Annotated in this window: 14 protein-coding genes; all 14 read left to right on the forward strand. The window is 65.2% G+C overall.

Features of this window, described 5'->3' with window-relative positions; all coding sequences use genetic code 11:
* The first annotated feature begins 25 nt into the window (after nucleotides 1–25).
* Nucleotides 26–2647: a DNA gyrase subunit A gene (gene gyrA / locus OEL49_RS04240; protein ID WP_014237010.1), complete on the forward strand. Its 2622-nt coding sequence runs from the start codon at nucleotides 26–28 to the stop codon at nucleotides 2645–2647.
* Complete coding sequence (serC, locus tag OEL49_RS04245; protein WP_287874079.1) at nucleotides 2647–3777, forward strand: 3-phosphoserine/phosphohydroxythreonine transaminase; 1131 nt, start codon at nucleotides 2647–2649, stop codon at nucleotides 3775–3777. Before gyrA ends, serC begins: the two co-directional genes overlap by 1 nt.
* A gap of 3 nt (nucleotides 3778–3780) precedes the next feature.
* Complete coding sequence (gene pheA, locus OEL49_RS04250) at nucleotides 3781–4905, forward strand: prephenate dehydratase (protein WP_331489238.1); 1125 nt, start codon at nucleotides 3781–3783, stop codon at nucleotides 4903–4905.
* Between the two features lie 57 nt (nucleotides 4906–4962).
* Entirely contained in the window at nucleotides 4963–5835 is an 873-nt protein-coding gene (locus OEL49_RS04255; RefSeq protein WP_287874080.1) for a prephenate dehydrogenase, read from the forward strand.
* Between the two features lie 48 nt (nucleotides 5836–5883).
* On the forward strand, nucleotides 5884–7818 hold the full coding sequence (locus OEL49_RS04260) for a bifunctional 3-phosphoshikimate 1-carboxyvinyltransferase/cytidylate kinase (RefSeq protein ID WP_287874081.1): 1935 nt from the start codon (nucleotides 5884–5886) through the stop codon (nucleotides 7816–7818).
* Nucleotides 7819–8017: 199 nt separating this feature from the next.
* A complete protein-coding gene (gene rpsA, locus OEL49_RS04265) occupies nucleotides 8018–9724 on the forward strand; it encodes a 30S ribosomal protein S1 (RefSeq protein ID WP_014237015.1) in 1707 nt (568 codons plus the stop codon).
* A gap of 114 nt (nucleotides 9725–9838) precedes the next feature.
* Nucleotides 9839–10141 (forward strand): integration host factor subunit beta, encoded by a 303-nt coding sequence (locus OEL49_RS04270; RefSeq protein WP_014237016.1) that lies wholly within the window; start codon nucleotides 9839–9841, stop codon nucleotides 10139–10141.
* Nucleotides 10142–10225: 84 nt separating this feature from the next.
* On the forward strand, nucleotides 10226–10552 hold the full coding sequence (locus OEL49_RS04275; RefSeq protein WP_014237017.1) for a LapA family protein: 327 nt from the start codon (nucleotides 10226–10228) through the stop codon (nucleotides 10550–10552).
* Nucleotides 10552–11718, forward strand: a complete 1167-nt coding sequence (lapB, locus tag OEL49_RS04280; RefSeq protein ID WP_043799116.1) for a lipopolysaccharide assembly protein LapB — start codon at nucleotides 10552–10554, stop codon at nucleotides 11716–11718. The genes OEL49_RS04275 and lapB overlap by 1 nt, the downstream gene beginning before the upstream one ends.
* A gap of 52 nt (nucleotides 11719–11770) precedes the next feature.
* Nucleotides 11771–13096, forward strand: coding sequence for a UDP-glucose dehydrogenase family protein (locus OEL49_RS04285; RefSeq protein ID WP_014237019.1), 1326 nt, complete (start codon nucleotides 11771–11773; stop codon nucleotides 13094–13096).
* A 10-nt stretch (nucleotides 13097–13106) separates the two neighbouring features.
* Nucleotides 13107–14168, forward strand: a complete 1062-nt coding sequence (gene rfbB / locus OEL49_RS04290; protein ID WP_014237020.1) for a dTDP-glucose 4,6-dehydratase — start codon at nucleotides 13107–13109, stop codon at nucleotides 14166–14168.
* Nucleotides 14155–15084 carry a dTDP-4-dehydrorhamnose reductase gene (rfbD, locus tag OEL49_RS04295; protein WP_014237021.1) on the forward strand — a complete coding sequence of 310 codons (930 nt, stop codon included), beginning with the start codon at nucleotides 14155–14157 and terminating at the stop codon, nucleotides 15082–15084. Before rfbB ends, rfbD begins: the two co-directional genes overlap by 14 nt.
* Nucleotides 15074–15964, forward strand: coding sequence for a glucose-1-phosphate thymidylyltransferase RfbA (gene rfbA / locus OEL49_RS04300; RefSeq protein ID WP_014237022.1), 891 nt, complete (start codon nucleotides 15074–15076; stop codon nucleotides 15962–15964). Before rfbD ends, rfbA begins: the two co-directional genes overlap by 11 nt.
* Nucleotides 15961–16509, forward strand: coding sequence for a dTDP-4-dehydrorhamnose 3,5-epimerase (gene rfbC / locus OEL49_RS04305; protein WP_014237023.1), 549 nt, complete (start codon nucleotides 15961–15963; stop codon nucleotides 16507–16509). The genes rfbA and rfbC overlap by 4 nt, the downstream gene beginning before the upstream one ends.
* Nucleotide 16510 lies beyond the last annotated feature (1 nt).

Consider the following 16510-nt stretch of genomic DNA (forward strand, 5'->3'; position numbering starts at 1 on the left):
CCGCTCCGGCGGCCGCCCGAGACCTATGGATCAATTCGCCAAAGAAACCCTGCCAATCAGCCTCGAAGAGGAAATGCGCCGTTCCTACCTGGATTACGCCATGAGCGTGATCGTCGGCCGGGCGCTGCCGGATGTGCGGGACGGCCTCAAGCCCGTGCATCGCCGGGTCCTGTTTGCCATGCATGAACTGGGCAACGACTGGAACAAGGCCTACAAGAAGTCCGCCCGTATCGTCGGCGACGTCATTGGTAAGTACCACCCCCACGGCGATACGGCGGTGTACGACACCATCGTGCGCATGGCCCAGGACTTTTCCCTGCGCTACATGCTGGTGGACGGCCAGGGCAACTTCGGTTCGGTGGACGGCGACAACGCTGCTGCCATGCGGTACACGGAAGTGCGCATGGCCCGCATCGGGCATCAACTGCTGGAAGACATCGACAAGGAAACCGTCGACTTCGGCCCCAACTACGACGGCTCCGAGCAGGAGCCACTGATCCTGCCGGCCCGCATCCCCAACCTGCTGATCAACGGCTCCTCCGGCATCGCCGTGGGCATGGCCACCAATATCCCGCCCCACAACCTGGGCGAGGTGGTGGCCGCCTGTCTGGCCCTGCTGCAGAACCCGAACCTGACCATCGACGAGCTGATCGACATCATTCCGGCTCCCGACTTCCCCACCGCCGGCATCATCTACGGCGTCGCCGGGGTGCGCGAGGGCTACCGCACCGGCCGCGGCCGGGTGGTGATGCGGGCCAAGACCCACGTGGAAGACCTGGACAAGGGCAACCGCCAGGCCCTGATCATCGACGAGCTGCCCTACCAGGTTAACAAGCGCACCCTGCTGGAAAAGATCGGCGAGCTGGTCAACGAAAAGCGCATCGAAGGCATCTCCGACCTGCGGGACGAGTCCGACAAGTCCGGCATGCGGGTGGTGATCGAACTGAAGCGGGGCGAGATGCCCGAGGTGGTCCTGAACAACCTGTTCAAGATGACCCAGCTGCAGGACACCTTCGGCATGAACATGGTGGCCCTGGTGGACGGCCAGCCGCGCCTGCTCAACCTGAAGCAGATGCTGGAGTGCTTCCTCGCCCACCGCCGCGAAGTGCTCAACCGTCGCACCGTCTTCGAACTGCGCAAGGCCCGGGAAAAGGCCCACACCCAGGAAGGCCTGGCCGTGGCCCTGGACAACGTGGACGAAATCATCGCCCTGATCAAGGCCGCGCCCACTCCGGCCGATGCCCGCCGCGAGCTGATGGCCCGCATGTGGGTCTCCGCCACCGTTACCGAGATGCTGGCCCGGGCCAGCCTGGATGCCACCCGTCCCGAAGGCATTGCGCCCGAGTACGGCCTCTCCGCCCAGGGCTACCGCCTCACCGAAGCCCAGGCCCAGGCCATCCTGGAACTGCGTCTGCAGCGCCTGACCGGCCTGGAGCGGGACAAGATCGTCGCCGACTACAAGGAACTGCTGGAAAAGATCGCCGACCTGATGGACATCCTGGCCCGCCCCGAGCGCGTCACCGAGATCATCGGCGAGGAACTGACCGCCATCCGCGACCAGTTCGGCGACGACCGGCGCTCCGAGATCGTGGCCTACGCCCAGGACCTGGGCATCGAAGACCTGATCACGCCCCAGGACATGGTGGTGACCCTGTCCCACACCGGCTACATCAAGTCCCAGCCCCTGGCCGACTACCGGGCCCAGCGCCGCGGCGGCCGCGGCAAGCAGGCGGCGGCCATGAAGGATGACGACTTCGTCGATCACCTCTTCGTTGCCAACACCCACGACTACATCCTCTGCTTCTCCAACCGGGGCCGCTGCTACTGGCTCAAGGTCTATGAAGTGCCCCAGGGCAGCCGCATCAGCCGGGGCAAGCCCATCATCAACATGTTCCCCATGGAAGAGGGCGAGCAGATCAACGCCATCCTGCCGGTGAAGGAATTCTCCGACGACAAGTACGTCTTCATGTGCACCGTCCAGGGCACCGTGAAGAAGACTTCCCTGGCCAACTTCTCCAATCCCCGCAAGGCCGGCATCATCGCCGTCGATCTGGACGAGGGCGACTACCTGATCGGTGCCGACCTGACCACTGGCCAGAGCGACATCGTGCTGGTCTCCGACGGCGGCAAGGCTGTCTGGTTCGGCGAGGATCAGGTGCGCCCCATGGGTCGCCAGTCCCGCGGCGTGCGCGGCATGATGCTGCAGGAAGGTCAGAGCGTCATTTCCCTGCTGGTGGCCGAAAGCGAAGAGGAAACCGTGCTGGTGGCCACCGAGAACGGCTACGGCAAGCGCACCCGCCTGGGCGACTTCCGTCGTTCCAGCCGCGGCACCCAGGGCGTCATGGCCATTGCCGCCAGCGAGCGTAACGGCAAGATCGTCGCTGCCAAGCTGGTGACCGATGCGGACGAGGTCATGCTCATCACCACCGGCGGCGTGCTGATCCGCACCCGGGTGGCTGAGATTCGCGAACTGGGTCGTGCCACCCAGGGCGTCACCCTGATTTCCCTGGATGCGGGCGAGAAGTTGTCCGGCCTGGAAAAGGTGGCGGAAAGCGAAGGCGATACCGATGCCGAGGCCGGCGACGAACTGGCGGACGGCGAAATGCTTGAAGGCGGCGAGGACAGCGCTGCCAGCGAGGAAGCGTAATGCGTTTGTGGAATTTCAGTGCCGGCCCGGCGGCTTTGCCCGCCGAGGTGCTGGAGCAGGTTCAGGACGAAATGCTGGACTGGCAGGGCGCTGGTTGCGGCGTCATGGAAATGAGCCACCGGGGCAAGGAATTCACGTCCATCGCCCAGCGGGCCGAAGCCGATCTGCGGGAGCTGATGGGCATCCCGGCCAACTACAAGGTGCTGTTCCTGCAGGGCGGAGCCACCCAGCAGTTCGCCCAGGTTCCCCTCAACCTGCTGGCCGGCGTTAAGGACAAGCAGCCGGCCGACTACATCGTCACCGGCTCCTGGTCCAAGAAGGCCTTCAAGGAAACCCAGCGGGTCTGCGGTGAAACCGCCGCCCGCTGCATCGCCAGCACGGAAGACAAGGCTGCCGTGGCCGACGGTTTCACCCGTCTGCCGGCCTCTGCCAAATTGCAGGTCAACGCTGATGCGGCCTACCTGCACCTGTGCACCAACGAAACCATCCACGGCGTCGAGCTGCTGGACGAGGCGGCCTTCCTGGCCGGCGTTCCCGCCGGGGTGCCGGTAGTGGCGGACATGTCCTCCCACATCCTCTCCCGGCCCATGGACGTCTCCCGCTACGGCCTCATCTATGCCGGCGCCCAGAAGAACATCGGCCCTTCCGGCCTGACCCTGGTGATCGTGCGCGAGGACCTGCTGGGCAAGGCCCCGGCCAGTCTGCCGACGGTCCTGGACTACGCGGTCATGGCCGAGAACGACTCCATGCTCAACACCCCGCCCACCTTCGCCATCTACGTGGCCGGGCTGGTGTTCCAGTGGCTGAAGCGCATCGGCGGCATCAACGAGATGGCCCGCATCAATGCCGAGAAAGCCCGCCTGCTTTACGCCGCCATCGACGGCAGCGACGGCTTCTACCGCAATCCGGTGGACCCGGCCTGCCGTTCCCAGATGAACGTGCCCTTCACCCTGCGGGATGCCGCCCTCGATGCGGAGTTCCTGGCAGGCGCCAAGGAAGCCGGCCTGCTGGCCCTGAAGGGGCACAAGTCCGTCGGCGGCATGCGCGCCTCCATCTACAACGCCATGCCGCTGGACGGGGTTCGCGCCCTGGTGGCGTACATGGATGCTTTCGCCAAGTCCCGGGCCTGAACCATGAGCGACCGCCAGAATAGCGACAACGGCAAGAACTCCCTGCTGGCCGAGCTGTCCGTGGTGCGCACGGACATCGACGCCATCGACGCCCAGCTGCTCGACCTGCTCAACCGCCGTGCCCGCTGCGCCCAGCAGGTGGGCGAGATCAAGGCCCGTCACGGCGACGCCGGCTTCATCTACCGTCCGGAGCGGGAAGCCCAGGTTCTGCGCCGCATCCAGGACATGAACCAGGGGCCCCTTTCCAGCGAAAGCGTCACCTGGTTCTTCCGCGAGGTCATGTCGGCCTGCCTGTCCCTGGAGCAGCCCCTCGGCATCGCCTTCCTCGGGCCCCTGGGCACCTTCTCGGAAAGCGCATCCACCAAGCATTTCGGCCATGCCGCCCGGCTCCTGCCCCAGGCCTCCATCGACGACGTTTTCCGCGAAGTGGAAGCCGGCCATGCCAACTACGGCGTGGCGCCGGTGGAAAATTCCACCGAAGGCGCCGTCGGCCGCACCCTGGACCTGCTGCTCGGCACTTCCCTGAAAATCTGCGGCGAGGTGGTGCTGCGCATTCACCAGCACCTGCTGACCAAGGCCCCGTCCCTGGACCGGGTGACCAAGGTTTACTCCCACGCCCAGTCCCTGGCCCAGTGCCATGAGTGGCTGAACCGCCACCTGCCCAACGTGCCCCGCATCTCCGTCGGCAGCAATGCCCAGGCGGCCCAGATGGCGGCCCAGGAAGAGGGCGCCGCGGCCATCGCCGGCGAGGCGGCGGCGGATCGCTACGACTTGCCCCGGCTGGCCGAGAGCATCGAGGACGAGCCCAACAACACCACCCGCTTCGTGGTGCTGGGCCGCCACGACGCCGGCCCCTCCACGGCGGGCAAGGACAAGACCTCCCTGATCATGTCCATTCCCAACAATACGGGGGCCCTGCATACCCTGCTGGTGCCCTTCGCCGACGCGGGGGTCTCCCTGACCCGCCTGGAATCCCGGCCGGCGCGCCACACCCTGTGGGAATACGTGTTCTTCGTCGATGTGGACGGCCACCGGGACGAACCCCGGGTCAAGGCGGCCCTGGACGAACTGGCCCGGCGTGCGGCCTACCTGAAGGTGCTCGGGTCCTACCCGGTCGCCGTCTATTGATTCCTTCCTCCCCGGCGTTCCGTGGATTCTTTCGTGCAAGCTCTCTAGGCGCGCGTCATGGCCGAGTTCAACAAGGTAGTCATTTTCGGTGTGGGCCTCATCGGCGGTTCCTTCGCCCTGGGCCTGCGGGCGGCCGGCGCGGTGGAGGAGGTGGTGGGCTTCGGGCGCAGCCCCAAGTCCCTGCAGCAGGCCCTGGACCTGGGCGTGATCGACCGGGCCGGCATCAATCCGGCCCATGAACTGTCCGACGCCGACCTGGTGCTGTTGGCCACGCCGGTGGGCCAGATGCCCGAGATCATGGCCCGCATCGTGCCCTATCTGGGGCCGGAGACGGTGGTCACCGACGGCGGCTCCACCAAGGGCGACGTGGTGGCTGCGGCCCGGGCCGCCTTTGGCGAGCGCATCGGCCAGTTCGTGCCGGCCCATCCCATCGCCGGGGCCGAAAATTCTGGTGCCGCGGCTGCCCGGGCCGATCTTTACCGGGAACGCAAGGTGGTGCTGACGCCCCTGCCGGAGAACTCCGTGCTCAACGTGGCCAAGGTCCGTTCCGCCTGGGAGTGGTGCGGCGCCCAGATCTACGAACTGACGCCGGCCGAGCATGATCGGGTCTTCGCCGCCGTTTCCCATCTGCCCCATCTGCTCTCCTTCGCCCTGGTGCATGATCTGGCGGTACGGGAAAACAAGGAACTGTTCTTCACCTTTGCCGCCAGCGGCTTCCGCGATTTCACCCGCATCGCCGCCAGCCACCCGGAAATGTGGCGGGACATCTGCCTGGCCAACAAGGATGCCCTGCTGCTGGAACTGGACAGCTACCGGGCCCAGCTCGACGAGTTGTACCAAGCCCTGGCTGCCGGCGACGGTCGCCGTCTGGAAGAAATTTTCGATACCGCCCGCACGGCCCGTCGCGACTGGGCCGAAGGCAAGCGCTAACCCCCGGCTGGCGGGCTTCTCCGCCAGCCCCTCAAGGCTGTTGTGACCATGGAATTCCTCGACCTCGCTCCCTTCGTTTCCGCCGGCGGCACCGTGCGTCTGCCCGGCTCCAAGAGCATTTCCAACCGGGTGCTGCTGCTGGCCGCCCTGGCCGAAGGCGTTACCGAGGTGCGGGACCTGCTCCATTCCGACGATACGGAACGCATGCTGGAGGCCCTGCAGCAGCTGGGTGTGGGCGTGGAGTCCCTGGGTGGCGAGGCCTACCGGATCAGCGGCGTCGGCGGTCCCTTCCCGGTGAAGGAGGCCGAGCTGTTCCTTGGCAACGCGGGCACTGCCTTCCGTCCCCTCACCGCCGCCCTGGCCCTGGCCGGTGGCCACTATGTGCTGAAGGGCGTGGCCCGCATGCATGAGCGGCCCATCGGCGACCTGGTGGATGGCCTGCGCCAGCTGGGGGCCGGGGTGCGTTACCTGGGCAATGACGGCTTCCCGCCCCTGGAAATTTTCCCGGCAAGCATCCACGCCGGCGGTGTGCTCCAGGTCCGCGGCGACGTATCCAGCCAGTTTTTGACTGCCCTGCTCATGGCGCTGCCCCTGACCGGCGTCGAAACCCGGGTGGAAGTGGTGGGCGAGCTCATTTCCAAGCCCTATATCGAAATCACCCTGGCCACCATGGCCCGCTTCGGTGTGGAGGTCCAACGTGAAGGCTGGCAGGCCTTTGTCGTGCCGGCCGGGGTGCGCTACGTCTCTCCCGGCACGGTCTATGTGGAAGGGGATGCCTCTTCCGCCTCCTATTTCCTGGCAGCCGGCGCCATCGGCGGCGGTCCCCTGCGGGTCGAAGGCGTGGGCAGGGACTCCATCCAGGGCGACGTGCGCTTCGCCGAAGCCCTGGCCCTCATGGGCGCCCGCATCGAGATGGGGCCCAACTGGATCGAAGCCCGGGCTCCTGCCAGCGGCAAGCTCCAGGCCATCGACCTGGACTGCAACCATATTCCCGATGCGGCCATGACCCTGGCCACCGCCGCCCTCTTTGCCGAAGGCACCACCGTGCTGCGCAATATCGCCAGCTGGCGGGTCAAGGAGACCGACCGCATCGCCGCCATGGCCACCGAACTGCAGAAGCTGGGGGCTGTGGTCGAAGAGGGGCCGGACTACCTCAAGGTGACGCCGGTGCCGGCCCTGAAACCGGCCGCCATCGACACCTACGACGACCATCGCATGGCCATGTGCTTCTCCCTGGCCGCCTTTGCCACGCCCCTGCGCATCAACGATCCCAAGTGTGTGGCCAAGACCTTCCCCGATTATTTCGAGCGCCTGGCCACGGTCACCCGCAGCGTGCCGGTGATCGCCATCGACGGTCCCTCCGCCTCCGGCAAGGGCACGGTGGCGGCCCGGGTGGCGGCGGCCCTGGGCTTCGGCTATCTGGATTCGGGCGCCCTCTACCGCCTCACGGCCCTGGCCGCCCAGCGGGCCGGGGTGGACTGGGATGACGAAGCCGGGGTGGCGGCGGTGGCCGCCGGCCTGGAAGTGGTCTTCGGTGAAGGCTCCATCCGCCTGGCCGGCGAAGAGGTGGAGGGGGCCATCCGTACCGAGGAAATTTCCCAGGGCGCCTCCAAGGTGGCCGCCCTGCCTGCGGTGCGGGCCGCCCTGCTGTTCCGCCAGCGGGTCTTCCGCTGCGGCGCCGGCCTGGTGGGGGATGGCCGGGATATCGGTTCCGTGGTCTTCCCCGACTCCCGGCTCAAGGTCTTTCTCACCGCCTCTGCCGAGGTACGGGCGGAAAGGCGTTATAAGCAGTTGATCGGCAAAGGGTTCCCTGCTAACATGCAGGCCATTTTGCTGGATTTGCGTGAGCGCGACCGCCGCGATAGTGAGCGGAGCGTGGCGCCCTTGCAGCAGAATGAGGATGCCGTCCTGCTGGACACCTCGGGGCTTACCATCGACCAGGCGGTCGACCAGGTCCTCGACTGGTACGGTTCGGCATCCTGACTGGTGTCACCGTTCCACGCCTCTGCCTCGTCAGCCTGATCGGAAATTCCTTTCGCGTTCGGACTTCCTGGAAGAAGCGGGAACCTTTTTCCCGCATTTTTTCGCCCGCTGTCGGGCAGGGTGCCGGAAGGAAGGGGGGACGGTGGCGGTGTTCAACCTTTTCCCGCCAGCTTGTACAGGCGGTTAGGGTACCTTTTCCATGACTACTGCTTCCCCCATTTCCCAAGAATCCTTCGCTGCGCTATTCGAAGAGAGCCTGGCCCGCCAGGAGATGCGCTCCGGTGAAGTGATTACCGCCGAAGTCGTTCGCGTCGACCAGAACTTTGTCGTCGTCAACGCCGGCCTGAAGTCCGAATCCTATATCCCGGTCGAAGAATTCCTGAGCGACGCCGGCGAAGTCGAAGCCAAGATCGGCGACTTCGTGCAGGTCGCCATCGAACAGCTGGAAGACGGCTTCGGTGAAACCCGCCTCTCCCGCGACAAGGCCAAGCGCATCGCCGCCTGGAACGATCTGGAAAAGGCCCTGAACGAAGGTACCCTGGTGACCGGCGTCATCACCGGCAAGGTCAAGGGCGGTCTGACCGTCATGACCAACAGCGTCCGCTCCTTCCTGCCCGGCTCCCTGGTCGACATCCGCCCCGTCAAGGACACCACTCCTTACGAAGGCAAGACCATGGAATTCAAGGTCATCAAGCTGGATCGCAAGCGTAACAACGTGGTCGTTTCCCGCCGTGCCGTCCTGGAAGAAACCATGGGCGAAGAGCGCGAGAAGCTGCTGTCCACCCTGCAGGAAGGCGCTACCGTCAAGGGTATCGTCAAGAACATCACCGACTACGGCGCCTTCGTGGACCTGGGCGGCATCGACGGCCTGCTGCACATCACCGACCTGGCCTGGCGCCGTGTGCGTCACCCCAGCGAAGTGCTGGCCGTGGGCGACGAAGTCACCGCCAAGGTGCTGAAGTTCGACACCGAAAAGAACCGCGTGTCCCTGGGCCTGAAGCAGCTGGGCGAAGATCCGTGGGTGGGCATCTCCCGTCGTTACCCCTCCGGTACCCGCCTGTTCGGCAAGGTTACCAACCTGACCGACTACGGCGCCTTCGTTGAAATCGAACAGGGTATCGAAGGTCTGGTCCACGTCTCCGAAATGGACTGGACCAACAAGAACGTGCACCCCACCAAGGTTGTCCAGCTGGGCGACGAAGTGGAAGTCATGATCCTGGAAATCGACGAAGACCGTCGTCGTATTTCCCTGGGCATGAAGCAGTGTCTGGCCAATCCGTGGGAAGAGTTCGCCCAGAACCACAAGAAGGGCGACAAGGTCTCCGGCCAGATCAAGTCCATCACCGACTTCGGCGTGTTCATCGGCCTGCCCGGCAACATCGACGGCCTGGTGCACCTTTCCGACCTGTCCTGGAGCACCACCGGCGAAGAAGCCATCCGCAACTTCAAGAAGGGCGACGAAGTGCAGGCCGTGGTGCTGGCCATCGATACCGACAAGGAGCGCATCTCCCTGGGTATCAAGCAGCTCGAAGGCGACCCCTACACCAACTACATCGCCACCCACGAGAAGAACACCATCGTGCGCGCCGTGGTGAAGAGCGTTGATGCCAAGGGTGCCGTGCTGCAGCTGGAAGGTGACGTTGAAGGCTACCTGCGTGCTTCCGAGTACTCCCGTGACCGCGTGGAAGATCTGTCCCAGCTGGTCAAGGTCGGCGACGAACTCGAAGCCATGATCATCAACGTGGATCGCAAGTCCCGCAACGTGAACCTGTCCATCAAGGCCAAGGATCAGGCCGAGCAACACGAAGCCATGCAGAAGTTCGCTTCCGAAAGCTCCGCCGCTTCCGGCACCACCAACCTGGGTGCGCTGCTGAAGGCCAAGCTGAACGGCTCCAACCAGGGCTAAGAAATCCCCTTCCATGCCCCTCCCGGCTTCCCGGTGCTGCGCCGACAGGATCGGTACCGGGGATGGGTGGGGCTGGAGGGCTTCTTTCCCTCAATGGCTTTTTAAGGCTCAAGCATGACCAAATCCGAGCTGATCGCCCGCCTGGCCATGCGGTTTCCGCAACTGGTGGCGAAAGACGCTGATTTCGCGGTCAAGGAAATTCTCGATGCCATGACCGAGGCTCTGGCCCACGGTGACCGTATCGAGATTCGGGGGTTCGGCAGCTTCGCGCTGAACTACCGGCCGCCGCGAATGGGGCGTAACCCCAAGTCCGGGGATAAAGTCAGCGTTCCGGAAAAATACGTACCCCATTTCAAGGCAGGCAAGGAACTGCGCGAACGGGTGGACCTGGGGCTGCTGGCCTCTCTCTCCGCCTGACGCTGACCTTACCCCCTGTCCTGTGGTAGATTGCGGGCGGCAACCCTAGGGTTGCCGCCTTTTTTATTGCTTGCGGATAAGGCTATGCGCGCCCTGATCTTGATCATCCGGCTCATCATCTTCTTCTTCTTGCTGGGTTTTGCGGCAATGAACAGCGATCCGGTGAGTCTGCGCTTCTTCTTCGATACTCAGTGGCAGGCGCCCCTGGTGATCATCCTGCTCGGTTTCTTCGCCGCCGGGACGGCCCTTGGTGCTCTGTCCCTGTTCGGCACCCTGTTCCAGCTGCGCCGCGAACTGTCGCGCACCCGCCGTGAACTGGCGCGGGAGCGGGAGCGCCAGGCCGTGCTCAAGCCGGCTGCCAGCGACGCTGCCGTGCAACCGCCTCCTGCCGGCGAGGCCGTGGCCCAATGATCGAATTCGAGTACTGGCAGTTACTGCTCTTTCCCCTGTTTTTCGTCCTTGGCTGGGCCGCCGCCCGCATCGACATCAAGCATCTGGTGCGGGAATCCCGGGCCCTGCCCCGGTCCTACTTCCAGGGCTTGAATTTCCTGCTCAACGAGCAGCCGGACAAGGCCATCGAAGCCTTCATCGAAGTGGTGAAGGTGGATCCCCAGACGGTGGAACTGCACTTCGCCCTGGGCAACCTGTTCCGCCGCCGCGGCGAGACCGAGCGGGCCATCCGCATGCACCAGAACCTCATCGAGCGGGTGGACCTGTCGCCGGAGCTGAAGCTGCAGGCCCTTTCCGAGCTTGGCCAGGACTTCCTCAAGGCCGGCCTGCTGGACCGGGCCGAAGAGGTGTTTTCCCGCTTGCGCGGCACCTCCCGGGACGAGGAGGCCAAGCGCAACCTGCTGGAAATCTACCAGCAGGAGAAGGACTGGCAGAAGGCCATCGCCATCGCCAAGGAAATGCCTGACTACGCCACCCAGAAGGAAATCGCCAACTATTACTGCGAGCTGGCGGCCGGGGAGATGATCAATTCCCGGCCCGATTCCGCCCGCCAGTACCTGGACTCGGCCCTTTCCCTGCATCGCAACTGCGTGCGCGCCAGCGTCCTGCAGGGCGACCTGTTGCAACAGGGGGGCGATCTGGCAGCAGCCATCGAGGCCTGGAAACGCATCGAGAGCCAGAATCCGGCCTACCTGGCCATCGTCGCCCGCAAGCTGCAGGATGCCTACCTGGCCCAGGGCCAGCGGGAAGAGGGGCTGCAACTGCTGCGCGGCTATCTGGCCAGCTACCCCTCCCTCGATCTCCTGGAAACCGTATTCCAGCTGGTGATGGATGCGGAGGGGCCGGAGGCAGCCTATCGCCTGGTGCGGGATGAACTGCGGCGCAATCCGACCCTGCTGGGCCTGGACCGCCTGCTGGAAGCCCAGCTGCTCGGCGTGCCGCCGGAAAAGCGGGCGGACCTGGAGCTGGTGCGCAATCTGGTGCACAACCACACCCGCCGGCTGGCCCGCTATCGGTGCGATAATTGCGGCTTCAAGGCGCGCCACTTCTACTGGCGCTGTCCTGCCTGCGGCGGCTGGGAAACCTATCCGCCCCGGCGCACGGAAGAATTCGATCTGATCCCCTGAGCCCATGAATGCGTCGGTTTGGGCGGATCAATGACCCTTCAGGGAGAATAATTTGAAAGTTACGGTTGTCGGTACGGGCTATGTGGGCCTGGTGAGCGGTACCTGCCTGGCCGAGGTGGGCAACGATGTGCTGTGCCTGGATGTGGATCCGGAAAAGATCCGGATTCTCAACGAAGGCGGCATTCCCATTTTCGAACCGGGCCTGCTGGACATGGTGAAGCGCAACGTGGCCGCCGGCCGCCTGCGTTTTACCACCGATGTGGAACAGGCCGTGGCCCACGGCACCATCCAGTTCATTGCCGTCGGCACGCCGCCGGACGAGGACGGTTCCGCCGATCTGCAGTACGTGCTCGCCGCCGCCCGCAACATCGGCCGCCACATGGGCGACTACAAGGTGGTGGTGGACAAGTCCACCGTGCCCGTGGGCACCGGCGACAAGGTGCGCGCCGCCATCGCCGACGAGCTCAAGGCCCGGGGAGCGGATATCGCCTACAGCGTCGTCTCCAATCCGGAATTCCTCAAGGAAGGCGCCGCCGTGGAGGATTTCATGCGGCCGGACCGCATCGTCGTCGGCGCCGAGGACGAGCGCGCCATCGAGTTGATGCGCGCCCTCTATGCGCCCTTCCAGCGCAACCATGAGCGTCTCATCGTCATGGATGTGCGTTCCGCCGAACTGACCAAGTACGCCGCCAACGCCATGCTGGCCACCCGCATCAGCTTCATGAACGAACTGGCCAATCTGGCCGAGAAGCTGGGTGCCGACATCGAGCAGGTGCGCCAGGGCATCGGTTCCGACCCGCGCATCGGCTACCACTTCCTCTATCCGGGCTGCGGCTACGGCGGTTCCTGCTTCCCCAAGGATGTGCAGGCCCTGCAGCGCACCGCCCGCCTCGATGCCGGCATGGAGATGAAGGTCCTCAATGCGGTGGAAGACGCCAACGATGCCCAGAAGCACGTGCTCACCGCCAAGACCGTGAAGCGTTTCGGCAACGACCTCAGCGGCCGCAAATTCGCCGTCTGGGGCCTGGCATTCAAGCCAAATACGGACGACATGCGTGAGGCCCCCAGCCGTTACCTGCTGGCCGATCTCTTCGCCGCCGGCGCCACCGTGGTGGCCTACGATCCGGTGGCCATGCATGAAGCCCGGCGCATTTTCGGCGACGAGCCGCGCCTGAGCTATGCGGAGAGCCCCATGGCTGCCCTGGACGGGGCGGATGCCCTGCTCATCGTCACCGAGTGGAAGGAATTCCGCAGTCCCGATTTCGAGGCCATCAAGGCCAAGCTGAAGCAGCCGGTGATCTTCGACGGCCGCAACCTGTACGAACCCAAGCAGGTGCGCCAGTTCGGCATCGACTACCAGGCCATCGGCCGTCAATAAGGAGTTCGCCATGATCCTGGTGACCGGCGGTGCAGGCTTCATCGGCAGCAATTTCGTCATCGACTGGCTGGCGGCGGGGGACGAACCCGTCATCAACCTGGACAAGCTGACCTACGCCGGCAATCTGGAGAACCTCCAGGGACTGGCCGGCGACCCGCGGCACCGTTTCGTGCGCGGCGACATCGCCGACTACGACCTGATTCTGGAACTGCTGCAGCAGAACCGGGTGCGGGCGGTGGTGAACTTCGCCGCCGAGAGCCATGTGGACCGTTCCATCCACGGGCCGGAGGACTTCATTCAGACCAACATCGTCGGCACCTTCCGCCTGCTGGAGGCCGTGCGGGCCTACTGGAACGGCCTGCCTGCCGACGACAAGGCGGCCTTCCGCTTTCTCCACGTGTCCACGGACGAGGTTTACGGTTCCCTGGAAAAGGAGGCCCCGGCCTTCACCGAGCAGCACCGCTACGAGCCCAACAGTCCCTATTCGGCCAGCAAGGCGGCCTCCGACCATCTGGTGCGGGCCTACCACCATACCTACGGCCTGCCGGTGCTGACCACCAACTGCTCCAACAATTACGGGCCCTACCATTTCCCGGAAAAGCTCATTCCCCTCATCATCCACAACGCCCTGGCCGGCAAGCCCCTGCCCATCTACGGCGACGGCCAGCAGATCCGCGACTGGCTCTATGTGAAGGACCATTGCAGCGCCATCCGCCGCGTCCTGGAAGCCGGCCGTCTGGGTGAGACCTACAACGTGGGCGGCTGGAACGAAAAGCCCAACCTGGAGGTGGTGCATACCCTGTGCGCCATGCTCGACGAACTGTCGCCCCGGGCCGACGGCGCCTCCTACGCCAGCCAGATCACTTTCGTTGCCGACCGGCCCGGCCACGACCGGCGCTATGCCATCGACGCCAGCAAGCTGGAACGGGAGCTGGGCTGGAAGCCGGCGGAGACCTTCGAAACCGGCATCCGCAAGACCGTACGCTGGTACCTGGACAATCCCCAGTGGGTGCACAACGTCACCTCCGGCGCCTACCGGGAGTGGGTAGGCCGCCAGTATGGGGAAGCCTGAGGTGTCGGCTCCCATCCTGCTCCTGGGCAGCCAGGGCCAGCTGGGCTGGCAACTGCAGCGGGACCTGGCGCCCCTGGGGCCGGTGCTGGCCCTGGACCGGCGTACTTGCGACCTGGCCGACCTGGACCGGCTGCGGACCGTGGTGCGGGAACAGCGCCCCCGCCTGATCGTCAATGCCGCCGCCTATACGGCGGTGGATCAGGCGGAAAAGGAGCCTGAACTGGCCCGGCGCATCAATGCCGAGGCCGTGGGCCTGCTGGCCGAGGAGGCCAAGGCCCTGGATGCCCTGCTGGTGCATTACTCCACCGACTATGTCTTCGACGGCAGCAAGGCGGCACCCTATGTGGAGTCCGATGCCACGGCGCCCCTCGGCGTCTATGGCCGGACCAAGCGGGAAGGGGAGGAAGCCATGCTGGCCGTGGGCGGCCGCGGCCTCATCTTCCGCACCAGCTGGGTCTTCGGCGCCCGGGGCAAGAATTTCGTCAAGACCATCCTGCGCCTGGCGAGCGAGCGGGGCAGCCTCAAGGTGGTGGCCGACCAGGTCGGCAGCCCGACGCCGGCGGCCATGATCGCCACCGTCACCGGCATGGTCCTGGCCCAGCTCGACGGCGGGCGCGCCCAGCAGGGCTGCGAGCTGTACCACCTGGCGGCGGCCAATCCGGTGAGCTGGAACGGTTTTGCCCGGGCCATCGTCGCCACCGCCGAACAGACGCCCGGCTTCGCCCTCAAGCTGGGGCCGGCGGCCATCGCACCCATTCCCAGCAGCGAATATCCGCTGCCGGCGCCGCGCCCCCTCAATTCCCGTCTCGACTGCCGCAAGCTGGAGGACCGTTTCGGTCTGACCATGCCCGACTGGCAGCCCTATCTTTCCCGCATGATGCAGCTTCTCGCCCTGAAGGCCCAGAATGGCTACTAAACCCCGTAAAGGCATCATTCTCGCCGGCGGTTCCGGCACCCGGCTCTATCCGGCCACCCTGGCGGTGTCCAAGCAGCTGCTGCCGATCTACGACAAGCCGATGATCTACTACCCCCTGACCACCCTGATGCTGGCCGGTCTGCGGGACATCCTTATCATCTCCACGCCCCAGGACACGCCCCGCTTCGAGCAGTTGCTGGGAGACGGCTCCCAGTGGGGCATCAACCTGCAATACGCGGTGCAGCCCTCGCCGGACGGCCTGGCCCAGGCCTTTCTCATCGGCGAGGACTTCCTCGACGGCGCCCCGGCAGCCCTGGTGCTGGGGGACAACATCTTCCACGGCCACGACCTGGCCACCCTGGTGCAGCGGGCCAACGGCCGGGACAGCGGTGCCTCGGTCTTCGCCTACCGGGTGAACGATCCGGAGCGCTATGGCGTGGTCGAGTTCGATGCCCAGCAGCGGGCCCTCTCCATCGAGGAAAAGCCGCTGCAGCCCAAGTCCCACTACGCCGTCACCGGCCTCTACTTCTACGACACCGATATCGTCGCCGTGGCCAAGGGCATCAAGCCGTCGCCCCGGGGAGAACTGGAAATCACCGACGTGAACCGGCACTACCTAGAAGCGGGCAAGCTCAACGTGGAAATCATGGGCCGGGGCTATGCCTGGCTCGATACCGGCACCCACGAATCCCTGCTGGAGGCGGGCCAGTTCATCGAGACCATCGAGAAGCGCCAGGGCCTCAAGGTGGCCTGCCCCGAAGAGGTGGCCTGGCGCCAGCGCTGGATCGACGACGCCACCCTGGATGCCCAGGCCCGGGTCCTGGCCAAGAACGGCTACGGCCAATACCTGCTGGCCCTGCTCAAGGAGCAGGGGCTGTGAAGGCAATCAGGACGGCCATTCCCGAGGTGATAGTCCTGGAACCCAGGATTTTCGGCGATGCCCGAGGCTTCTTCATGGAAAGCTATAACCGGCGCACCTTCGCCGAGCTTACCGGCTGTGATCCGGATTTCGTCCAGGACAACCATTCCCGCTCCGCCCGGGGCGTGCTGCGCGGCCTGCATTACCAGATCCGCCAGCCCCAGGGAAAACTGGTGCGGGTGGTGAGCGGTGCCGTGTTCGACGTGGCGGTGGACATCCGCCGCAGTTCCCCCACCTGCGGCCAGTGGGTGGGCGAAGTGCTGTCGGCGGAAAACCAGCGCCAGATGTGGGTGCCGGCCGGCTTTGCCCATGGTTTCCTGGTGCTCAGCGAGACCGCCGAATTCCTCTACAAGACCACCGATTACTACGCGCCAGAATTCGAGCGCTGCATTGCCTGGAACGACCCCGGGCTGGCCGTGGACTGGCCCCTGGACGGGCTGGAGCCCCGCCTGTCGGCCAAGGATGCCCAGGGCGCCAGCATGGCGGATGCCGAACTTTTTGATTGAT

The organism is Azospira sp. (genome assembly GCF_030247495.1).
GTDB classification, from domain to species: domain Bacteria; phylum Pseudomonadota; class Gammaproteobacteria; order Burkholderiales; family Rhodocyclaceae; genus Azospira; species Azospira oryzae.